Consider the following 9430-nt stretch of genomic DNA (forward strand, 5'->3'; position numbering starts at 1 on the left):
TCCCTCGACCCGGCGCCGTGCGGGGGCCTGCTCCGGAGGGGGTGGCGGGCTCGCGGGGCGAGGACGAACGACGCTCGGGACGGTGCCGCACGCGAGCCGGATCGCGCGGGCAGACGACGGATGCGGGCTCGCGGGGCGAGGACGAACGACGCTCGGGACGGTGCCGGACACGGGCCGGATCGCGCGGGCGGCCGACGCGTGCCGGCGGTGGGTGCGCGGGCCCGGCGCCGGGTCGAGGGACGTGTGGCCCCGTGCGCCGGGCGGCGTCCGGGCGCACGCTGGAGGTAGCCGGCCCGCTGTCGCACCCTGGAGGCCCTGATGAACGCTCCCGCCTCGACGAGCATGCCGCGCGCGCTGGCGCCCGAGCACCGGAGCACGCTGCTGAAGACGGCACGCGAGGTGTCGTTCCCCGAGGGCGCCCGCCTGTTCGAGGAGGGCGGTCGGGCCGACCGCTTCTGGATCATCCGGGGCGGGGTCGTCGATCTGCATCTGCGGGTGCCGGGCCGGCGTCCGGCCGTCATCGAGTCGCTGGGCCACGACGAACTGCTCGGCTGGTCCTGGCTGTTCGGCCCGCACGCCTGGCGGCTGGGGGCGCGCGCCGTCACTCCGGTGCGGGCGTGGGAGTTCGACGCCGAGGCGGTGCGCGGGCAGTTCCGCGACGATCCGGCGTTCGGCCTGGCCGTCGCGCTGTGGGCGGGCGAGGTCGTCGCGCACCGGCTGCACGCGGCGCGCACCCGGCTGCTCGATCTGTACGGCCCGTACGGCAGCGGCGCCGACGACGACGAGGCGTGAGCGGCCACATGGCGGACGACAGAGCCGGCCGGCGGGCGGCGAAGGTGCCGCGGCCGGTGTACGAGCGGGAGCTGCTGCGGCTGCAGACGGAGTTGGTGAAGGTCCAGGAGTGGGTGCGGGCCGAGGGCGCGCGTCTGGTCGTCGTCTTCGAGGGCCGGGACGCGGCCGGCAAGGGCGGCACGATCAAGCGGGTCGCGGAGCATCTCAACCCGCGTGTGGCGCGGATCGCGGCGCTGCCGAAGCCGACCGAGCGCGAGCGCACGCAGTGGTACTTCCAGCGTTACGTGGAGCATCTGCCGGCGGCCGGGGAGATCGTGCTGTTCGACCGGTCCTGGTACAACCGGGCCGGTGTGGAGCATGTGATGGGGTTCTGCACCGAGGAGGAGTACCGGCGGTTCCTGCGTCAGTGCCCGGTGTTCGAGCGGATGCTGGTGGAGGACGGCGTCCTGCTGCGCAAGTACTGGTTCTCGGTGAGCGACGCGGAACAGCAGGAACGGTTCCGGCGCCGCCTGGAGGATCCGTTGCGCCGCTGGAAGCTCTCCCCCATGGATCTCGAGTCGGTCACCCGCTGGGAGGCGTACTCGCGGGCCAAGGACGTGATGATGGAGCACACCGACATCGCCGAGGCGCCGTGGTACGTGGTGGAGAGCGACGACAAGCGGCGGGCCCGGCTGAACATGATCGCTCATCTGCTGGACACCCTGCCGTACCGCGATGTCCCGGCGCCCGACCTGCGGTTGCCGTCGCGTCCGCCGTCCACCGGGTACGAGCGTCCACCGCGGGAGCGGCAGACGTACGTCCCGGATCACGCCGCCGGGCTGTGAGGCGCGCCGGGCACCGGCCCCGGCGCGCCCCGTGGACGGTGTCCGTCAGCGGGTGAGGACCAGGCTGACGTTGTGGCCGCCGAAGCCGAACGAGTTGGCCAACGCGGCGGTCCACTGCCCGGTGCGGGCCTCGCCACGCACCACGTCCACCCGCACGCGCGGGTCGAGCCGGTCGAGGTTGCGGGTGGCGGGCAGGGCGCCGTCCCTGAGGGCGAGCAGGGCGGCGAGCGCGCCGACGGTCCCGGAGGCGCCCAGCATGTGCCCGGTCATCGACTTGGTGGCGGTCACCGCCGCGCCGCCGCCGAGGACCCGGGCGATCGCCTCGGCCTCCGCGATGTCGCCGGACTCGGTGGAGGTGGCGTGGGCGTGGACGACGCCGATGTCCGACGGGGCGAGTCCGGCGTCGCGCAGCGCCAGTTCCATGGCGCGGACCTGGCCGTCGGCGTCGGAGGCGGTGATGTGGTCGGCGCTGGAGGTGACGGAGCTGCCGGCGAGAGCGCCGTGGGCGCGGGCCCCGCGGGCCTCGGCGAACTCGGCGCGTTCGAGGACCATGATGCCGCCGCCCTCGGCCATGACGAACCCGGACCGGTCGACGTCGAAGGGCCGGGACGCGGTCTCGGGGTCGGAGGACTGCGGGGACAGGGCTTTCATCTGGGCGAACGCGGCGAGGGTGAAGGGGTGCAGGGACGCCTCGACACCGCCGGCGACGACGACGTCGGCGCGCCCGGCGCGGATGAGGTCCTGGCCGAGGGCGAGGGCCTCCGCGCCGGACGCGCAGGCGCTGACCGGGGTGCGGGCGCCTCCCTTGGCGCCGAGGTCCATGCTGACCCAGGCGGCGGGCCCGTTGGGCATGAGCATGGGGATGGTGAACGGTGACATCCGGCGGATGCCGGTGCGTTCGAGGATGTCGTCCTGGCCGAGGGTGCTGAGGATGCCGCCGGTGCCGGTGCCGATGACGACGGCGAGGCGTTCCGGTTCGACCTGGGGTGCGCCGGCGTCCCGCCAGGCCTCCCGCGCGGTGAGCAGGGCGATCTGTTCCGCGCGGTCCAGTTTGCGGGCCTCGGCGCGCGGCAGCTGCGCGGCGGGGTCCGCGGTGAGCGGTGCCGCGATGTGCACGGGCAGCTGCGCGGCCCACTCCTCCTCCAGCAGACGCAGCCCCGATTTGCCGTCCAGCAGGGCCGCCCACGTCGACGGCGCGTCCGCGCCCAGCGGCGTCATCGCCCCGACGCCCGTCACCAGCACACGACCGCTCCGGGTCACATGAGCCTCCTCAAGTTGTGCGGATGCGACAGGGCATCCGAATCGCCTCTCAGGATCGTCCCAGTGCGGTTCCGGTACGTCAGGGCAGGAGCCGACCGATTCACGGACCGGACGTTGTGGTGTTCCGACAAGCCCGCAGGGCCGGCCGGTGACGTCCCGGCGTGCCGGGCGGCGGCACGGCCGGCGCGATGCCCGCCGGGGCCAAAACCGTTGTCCGTCGGGCCGGTTGCGGTGATGGACAGCCGCGATGGAGAAGATTCTCGAGTTCCCCGATCTGCTGCGGCTCGTCGACGAGCGTTCGGCCGCCTTCAGTGCCGCGGTGACCTCCGCGCCCGACCTCGGCGTGACCGTGCCGACCTGCCCCGAGTGGACGCTGCTCGATCTGGTGCGGCATCTCGGCGGGGTGCAGCGGGAGACGTCAAAGCGTGCCGCCACTTTGCGTAGCGGGAGCCCTCGTCCCTCTGCGAAGCGTCGGATCTGAAGGAGCAGCTGTGCTTGGGCATCTTCGTTTTCCTCGTGGCCGGCGGGCCGAACCTCGACCAGCAGGCTCGTCGGGTCCACGAGGGATCGTGCGAGGTGCACTTTGGAGTACCCGGCCAGGATCGCCGTTCGGTCGAGCCGCGGTTTGCCCCCTGCCAGAGGGGCGGGCCGGCGAGAAAGCCGTGCAGGCAGCTGGGGCTGAGGTGGTCGGCCAGGGCCAGTCGGTGGACGTATCGGTGGACGTGCTTCCAGGTGGCTTCGATCCGCTCGCCCTCGCCGTGACGGTTGCCCGGCCTCAGCGGCCTCACTCTTCACTGAGAGAACCTGGTGGTCACCAGTCTTCGCTGACACCCCTCAGCCTTCGCTGCGAGAGATCACCGGGGCGCGGACGTCCGCGGGGCCCCACACCCCCTAGAATCGAACATGTGACCGACCTTCCGCCCGATCTGCCGCGTCTTCGCACCCTGGAGACCTGGCTGGTGCTGACCCTGGAGCGGGTGCGGCGGCAGATCGAGGAGGTGGAGCGGCGCGAGCGGGAGCGGCAGCGCGGGGCGGCGGCGAGGCCGCCGGCGCCGGAGTGGCTGCTGGAGGGCGGCCGGCATCAGCGGCCGGTCTTCGTGCACCTCGGCAGCTGCTGGGACGGACGCAAGCGCAGCCGTGGCATCACGCGGGAGGAGGCGCGGCGGGCGCTGGCCGAGGGGGTCAGGGCGTGCCCGCAGTGCAATCCGGACGCCGAGCTGCGGTTCCTGGACTGAGCTGGGGCCCTCGCGCGGGGAGGTGAGGAGGGGGAACGCGCCGCGCGAGGGCCGGCCCAGGTGTGCGTGACCGCCGGCGGGCACCGGTGCCACGTCCTGCGGCGGGGGCGACCCGCGGCGCCGGAGCACCGCGAGCCCAGGGGCACTTTGCCCGACCCCATGGCAGCCGGGTATCCGCGTCCCGGCGGCTGATGCATGCCGTCAGGGCCGGGTCGGTGCCGGGGCGGGTCCTGACGGGTCGCCGGCCGGGATGTGCCCGGTGGTCCGGCGCCACGTCGGGGCCGTGCAGGTCGGGGGCGCCGTGCGGGGGTGTTCTCCAGGGGCGCCTTGGGGAAAACCCCCGCCGGGTCCGGGGACTGACCGGCTGTTCCGGCCGGGCGGGGCCGCGAAGACTCGGCGGTATGACGATTTCCCCGCAGGCTCCGGCCTCCGTCGCGGTTCCCGGCGCCCGATCCCGTACGTCCGCCTCCCGCGGCGGCAGTGATTTCGCCCGGCTGTCCCGCCGTATCGCCGCGGCGGGTCTGTTGGAGCGCCGCCCCGGCTACTACACGGCACGGCTCACGCTGGTGATCGCGTTGACGGCGGCCGGCTGGGGCGCGTTCGCCGTGCTCGGTGACAGTTGGTGGCAGATGGCCGTGGCCGCGTTCCTCGCGCTGATGTCGGGGCAGATCGCGCTGGTGTCGCACGATCTCGCGCACCGCCAGGTGTTCCGCAGGGCCCGGCCGAGCGAGGTGTGGGGCCGGCTCTTCGGCAATCTCGGCATCGGCATGAGCTACGGCTGGTGGATGAACAAGCACACCCGCCATCACGCCAACCCCAACCACGAGGATCTCGACCCGGACGTCGCCCCGGACATCCTGGTGTGGTCGACCGAGCAGGCCCGCGCCGGCAGCGGGCTCGCCCGGTTCGTCGGCGCCCGGCAGGCGTGGCTGTTCTTCCCGCTGCTGACGCTGGAAGGGTTCAACCTGCATGTCGCGAGCCTGCGCGCGCTGCGCTCGCCGGCGATGAAGCACCGCTCGTCGGAGGCCGGGCTGCTGCTGTTCCACCTCGTGGCGTATGTGTCGGCACTGTTCGTGGTGCTGCCGCCCGGCAAGGCGGTGGCCTTCCTGCTGGTGCACCAGTGCCTGTTCGGGGTGTACCTGGGGTGCACGTTCGCGCCGAACCACAAGGGCATGCCGACGTTCCGCGGTGACGAGCGGCCCGACTTCCTGCGCCGCCAGGTCCTCACCTCCCGCAATGTGCGCGGCGGCCGGATCATCGATGTGCTGCTGGGCGGGCTGAACCACCAGATCGAGCACCATCTGTTCCCCAGCATGCCGACCCCGCACCTGCGCCGGGCGCAGGGCATCGTACGGGCCTACTGCGCGGAGATCGGTGTGCCGTACCACGAGACGGGGCTCGTACGGTCCTACCGGGAGGCTCTCGCCCATCTGCACCGTGTGGGCGAGCCGCTACGCCGCCGACGCGGGACTCGGGCCTGACGGACGCCGGCGCGCATCGGCGACGGCACCGGCACCGCGGAGACGGACCGACGCCGGCCGGCGGAGCGGAACCGGCGTCGGTCCGTGGCGGAGCGGGCCCGTCAGGCGGGCTCGGGCTCCGGTGCGGGCTCGGACTCGGTGCGCGGTCCCGTCCGCTGGGCGGGCAGACGGGCCTCGTCCCACCGCCGGGTGGTGCGCAGATAGCCGTGGATGACGGAGCCCATGAGCAGCAGCAGCACGGGCCCGGCCACCAGCGGGTACCGGGCCATCTCCATCGGCAGCCAGCGGTACGCGGCCAGCAGCGCGACGAAGACGACGGTGCCGTGGGCGACCAGCCGGAGCCCCTGGGCGTCCCAGCCGCGGTCGTACGCCCGCAGTGCCGCCTCGACGGTGAGCGCGAACACCACACCGGCGACCAGGTCGACGCCGTAGTGGTAGCCGAAGCCGAGCGTCGCGCAGAGCGTGGCGACGAGCCAGAACGCACCGCCGTGGCGCAGCACCCTCGGCCCCCGCCGGGTGTGCACGAAGATCGCGACGGCCCACGCGGTGTGCAGGCTGGGCATGCAGTTGCGCGGGGTGAGGGCGTCGTAGGTGACCGGGTGGGGGGTGGTGACCGGCGGCGCGATGTCGGGCCACAGGTCGGCCACGGACCATTCCACGCCGCCGGTGCCGGAGGCGCCGGGGCCGTAGGCGAAGACCGGGCCGACCACCGGGAAGATCATGTAGACGGCCGGTCCGAGGAGGCCGATCAGCAGGAAGGTGCGCACCAGGTGGTGGCGCGGGAAGCGGCGTTCGGCGGTGACGTGGCGCAGCTGGTACAGGGCGACGACGATCGCGGCGACGGCGAGCTGGGCGTAGACGACGTGGATGACGTGCGGGCCGATGGGCTCGGTGGCCCGGAGCATCCGGCCGACCAGCCAGGACGGGTTGCCGAGCGCGTGGTCGGCGACGGCGAGGTAGGGGTCGAGGACTTCCGGGCGGGCCTTCGCGGTGATGACGAGCCATGCGTCGCCGACCTTGCGCCCGGCGACCAGGAGCAGCCCGAGGCCGACGCCCTTGAGCAGCAGGGCGCGGTCCTCGCCGGTGCGCCGGGTCAGGGCGACGACCGCGCAGCCGAGCATCACCCACAGGGCTCCGTTGCCGAAGGAGTGCCCCTCCTCCGCTTTGATGCCGGCCGCCCAGCGCACGAGGAAGAGGACGAGGTCGACGGCGACGGCCGCGCCGAGGGCGACGGCCCGCTGCCGCCAGGTCAGCACCACCATCATCAGCGCCAGGCCGCCGTAGAGGGGGCCGGGTTTGGGGGCGAGGAACATGCCCTTCAGCTGGGTGGTGACCGGCCCGGGTTCGCCGTAGCGGCGGGCGGTGATCTCGAGCGCGACGAGCAGGACCAGCGCGGCGACGCCCGCCGCGGCCCACAGCATCGCGCGCGGCCGGCCCGAGGGGCCCGCCGCGCCTGTCTTGGTCGTCTGTGTGTTCACCCGCACCGCTCTGGACATCAACCGTTCAGCCGCTTCGCTCCGCATGAGCTCACCCTGTGAGAGCGATGAGGATAGTCAACATCGCGAGATCGAACATGCTATCGGAGCAGTTTTCGGGCGTTCCGGCCGCACGGGGCGAGACCGGGTGCCCGTCCACGGGACGGGGTGTACGGGGTGCGGGGCCTCGGGCCCGTGCGGCACGGTCGCCTACCCTGAACGGCATGCGGATGCGCCCCACCCTGAGGTGGACCCCCGAGGAGGACCTGCCGCCGGGCACCGGTGACGTGGAGCCGGTCGTCGGCGCGCTGAGAGCCGGGGGTGTGCTGGTGCTCAGCGGTGCGGGCATCTCGACGGAGTCGGGCATCCCGGACTACCGGGGTGAGGGCGGGAGCCTGAGCCGGCACACGCCGATGACGTACCAGGAGTTCACCGGCAGTGCGCGGGCACGGCGCCGGTACTGGGCGCGCAGCCACCTCGGGTGGCGCACCTTCGGCCGGGCCCGGCCCAACGCGGGGCACGCGGCCGTCGCGGCGTTGCAGAGGCACGGGCTGGTGTCGGCGGTGATCACGCAGAACGTGGACGGGCTGCACCAGGCGGCCGGCAGCGTGCGAGTCGTCGATCTGCACGGCCGGCTGGACCGGGTGGTGTGTCTGGACTGCGGAACGCTCGGTCCGCGCGCCGATCTCGCGCGCCGCCTGGAGGAGGCCAACCCGGGTTTCGCGCCGGTGGCCGCCGGGATCAACCCCGACGGCGACGCCGATCTCACCGACGCGCAGGTCGGGGACTTCCGGGTCGTGCCCTGCGCCCGCTGCGGCGGCGTGCTCAAGCCGGACGTGGTGTTCTTCGGGGAGGCGGTGCCGCGGGAGCGGGTGGAGCGCTGCCGCTCGCTGGTCCGGGACGCGTCCGCGCTGCTGGTGCTGGGTTCCTCCCTGACGGTGATGTCGGGGCTGAGGTTCGTACGTCAGGCCGCGGAGGCCGGGAAGCCCGTGCTGATCGTCAACCGTGACCCGACCCGCGGCGACCGGCTCGCGGTCACCCGCGTCGCCCTCCCGCTGGGCGCCGCCCTCACCTCCGTCACGGAACGTCTGGGCGTCCCCCTCCCGGACTTGACATCGCGGGGCTCAAGTTTTATCTCGTGACTGTAGGCACGTCGGGCCCGTCTCCGCAGTTCGCGGGTGGCCGGGAGCCGGCCGGGGTTCAGCTCCCCTTCCGTGTCCCGCGCCGGGCGGCGCACCCCGCCCCGGCGTCCGGTCGCCGCTCCCCCGCCCGGGACACCACCGGGTACGGGCCCGGCCGCCGAAGACCCGATCGGCGAGGAGGACACACCGAGCGAGCGACGTGCACACCGTCGGGGTGGACCACGGACCGGAGGCCGTCCTGCGATGACCACGAGCGAGCCGTACAGCGAGCTGGAACGGCTGCGGCGTCTGGTGGACGAGCGGACCGCGGACCTGCAGCGGGTGAAGGCCGAGTACGACAACTATCGCAAGCGCGTACGACGGGATCGGCTGGCCGTGCGGGAGGCCGCGGTCGCCAACGTGGTGCGGGCGCTGCTGCCCGTCGTGGACGCCGTGGACCGGGCATGCGCGTACGAGCCGTTGACGCCGGGGCTGCGGGACATCGCGGACAGCCTGCGGGAACAGCTCGGCGCGCTGGGGGTGACGTCGTTCGGCGAGCCGGGCGATCCGTTCGACCCCGCATGCCATGAGGCGCTGGAGCACCATGTCAGCGCCGACGCCGACGGCCTGGTCTGCTCGGCGGTGCTGCGGCCCGGCTACCGCACGGGCGGCCATCTGCTGCGCCCGGCCCAGGTGGAGGTCACGGGCCCGCCGGAGGTCGGCCGGTGACGGGAGGCCGTGGTCCTCGCAAACGAGGTGCATGCGGGGCGGTGCGCGGGGCACACGGGTTCCCGTCAGACCCGACCCCCCACCGTGATCCGGGAGGCCCGCCGTGCTCATGGCACACCCCGCAGTGCTGAAGAACCTGATCGACGAGTACGAGACCCTCCGCGTCCTGCACGCCGAGCAGGGCAGCACCGCAGTGCGGCAGCGGATGGACGACCTCGCGTACACGCTGTGCGTCTCCACCGGCACCCGCGACATCGACGCCGCGCTGATCGCCGCCCGGTATCAGCTGCCCGGAGCGCGCCCGGAGGACGACTCCCTGCTCACCTCATGAGGACCCTCCGACATCCGTCACCCGCGTCGGCGCCGCCTCCAGTGCGGCGCCGACGCGCGTCGCGGTGCCGATGAAGTGTGCGGCGCGGCCGTCCGCGCCGCCGGGGTGTGAAGTGCGGCCGTCCGCGCCGACAGGGCCGTTCGGGTGCCTTCGTCACACGGTCGGGCGTGTGTCGCGCCCGG

The 9430-nt window shown here is 73.5% G+C and carries 10 protein-coding genes; 8 read left to right on the top strand and 2 right to left on the bottom strand.

Annotated features, from left to right (window positions below):
* Positions 1-318 precede the first annotated feature (318 nt).
* Complete coding sequence (locus MTQ10_RS22955; RefSeq protein ID WP_247471920.1) at positions 319-792, top strand: cyclic nucleotide-binding domain-containing protein; 474 nt, start codon at positions 319-321, stop codon at positions 790-792.
* 8 nt (positions 793-800) lie between these two features.
* Positions 801-1616: a polyphosphate kinase 2 gene (ppk2, locus tag MTQ10_RS22960; RefSeq protein WP_247471921.1), complete on the top strand. Its 816-nt coding sequence runs from the start codon at positions 801-803 to the stop codon at positions 1614-1616.
* Positions 1617-1661: 45 nt separating this feature from the next.
* On the opposite strand, the gene MTQ10_RS22965 is transcribed toward ppk2, so the two are convergent.
* Positions 1662-2876 (bottom strand): beta-ketoacyl-[acyl-carrier-protein] synthase family protein, encoded by a 1215-nt coding sequence (locus tag MTQ10_RS22965; protein ID WP_308404592.1) that lies wholly within the window; start codon positions 2874-2876, stop codon positions 1662-1664.
* Positions 2877-3123: 247 nt separating this feature from the next.
* Between MTQ10_RS22965 and MTQ10_RS22970 the strand changes: the two genes are divergently transcribed.
* From MTQ10_RS22970 to MTQ10_RS22980, 3 genes are all read left to right on the top strand, one after another.
* Positions 3124-3357 (top strand): maleylpyruvate isomerase N-terminal domain-containing protein, encoded by a 234-nt coding sequence (locus MTQ10_RS22970; RefSeq protein ID WP_374117671.1) that lies wholly within the window; start codon positions 3124-3126, stop codon positions 3355-3357.
* Between the two features lie 424 nt (positions 3358-3781).
* Positions 3782-4111 (top strand): DUF6233 domain-containing protein, encoded by a 330-nt coding sequence (locus MTQ10_RS22975; RefSeq protein WP_247471922.1) that lies wholly within the window; start codon positions 3782-3784, stop codon positions 4109-4111.
* Positions 4112-4512: 401 nt separating this feature from the next.
* Positions 4513-5592: a fatty acid desaturase family protein gene (locus MTQ10_RS22980; RefSeq protein ID WP_247471923.1), complete on the top strand. Its 1080-nt coding sequence runs from the start codon at positions 4513-4515 to the stop codon at positions 5590-5592.
* A gap of 101 nt (positions 5593-5693) precedes the next feature.
* On the opposite strand, the gene MTQ10_RS22985 is transcribed toward MTQ10_RS22980, so the two are convergent.
* Positions 5694-7013 (bottom strand): phosphatase PAP2 family protein, encoded by a 1320-nt coding sequence (locus MTQ10_RS22985; protein ID WP_247471928.1) that lies wholly within the window; start codon positions 7011-7013, stop codon positions 5694-5696.
* Positions 7014-7291: 278 nt separating this feature from the next.
* Here MTQ10_RS22985 and MTQ10_RS22990 point away from each other — a divergent pair, with 278 nt between their 5' ends.
* The 3 genes from MTQ10_RS22990 (at position 7292) to MTQ10_RS23000 (ending at position 9248) form a co-directional block, all read left to right on the top strand.
* Complete coding sequence (locus MTQ10_RS22990) at positions 7292-8209, top strand: NAD-dependent protein deacetylase (RefSeq protein WP_247471924.1); 918 nt, start codon at positions 7292-7294, stop codon at positions 8207-8209.
* Positions 8210-8452: 243 nt separating this feature from the next.
* Positions 8453-8917 (top strand): nucleotide exchange factor GrpE, encoded by a 465-nt coding sequence (grpE, locus tag MTQ10_RS22995; RefSeq protein WP_247471925.1) that lies wholly within the window; start codon positions 8453-8455, stop codon positions 8915-8917.
* A 103-nt stretch (positions 8918-9020) separates the two neighbouring features.
* Positions 9021-9248, top strand: a complete 228-nt coding sequence (locus MTQ10_RS23000) for a DUF5133 domain-containing protein (protein WP_247471926.1) — start codon at positions 9021-9023, stop codon at positions 9246-9248.
* Positions 9249-9430 lie beyond the last annotated feature (182 nt).

It is taken from the genome of Streptomyces sp. XM83C, from assembly GCF_023072675.1.
Classification (GTDB): domain Bacteria; phylum Actinomycetota; class Actinomycetes; order Streptomycetales; family Streptomycetaceae; genus Streptomyces; species Streptomyces thermocoprophilus.

Coding starts and splice junctions, on each gene's coding strand:
- MTQ10_RS22955 (WP_247471920.1), top strand. CDS start 319: ATGAACGCTCCCGCCTCGACGAGCATGCCGCGCGCGCTGGCGCCCGAG.
- ppk2 (WP_247471921.1), top strand. CDS start 801: ATGGCGGACGACAGAGCCGGCCGGCGGGCGGCGAAGGTGCCGCGGCCG.
- MTQ10_RS22970 (WP_374117671.1), top strand. CDS start 3,124: ATGGAGAAGATTCTCGAGTTCCCCGATCTGCTGCGGCTCGTCGACGAG.
- MTQ10_RS22980 (WP_247471923.1), top strand. CDS start 4,513: ATGACGATTTCCCCGCAGGCTCCGGCCTCCGTCGCGGTTCCCGGCGCC.
- MTQ10_RS22985 (WP_247471928.1), bottom strand. CDS start 7,013: ATGCTGTGGGCCGCGGCGGGCGTCGCCGCGCTGGTCCTGCTCGTCGCG.
- MTQ10_RS22990 (WP_247471924.1), top strand. CDS start 7,292: ATGCGGATGCGCCCCACCCTGAGGTGGACCCCCGAGGAGGACCTGCCG.
- grpE (WP_247471925.1), top strand. CDS start 8,453: ATGACCACGAGCGAGCCGTACAGCGAGCTGGAACGGCTGCGGCGTCTG.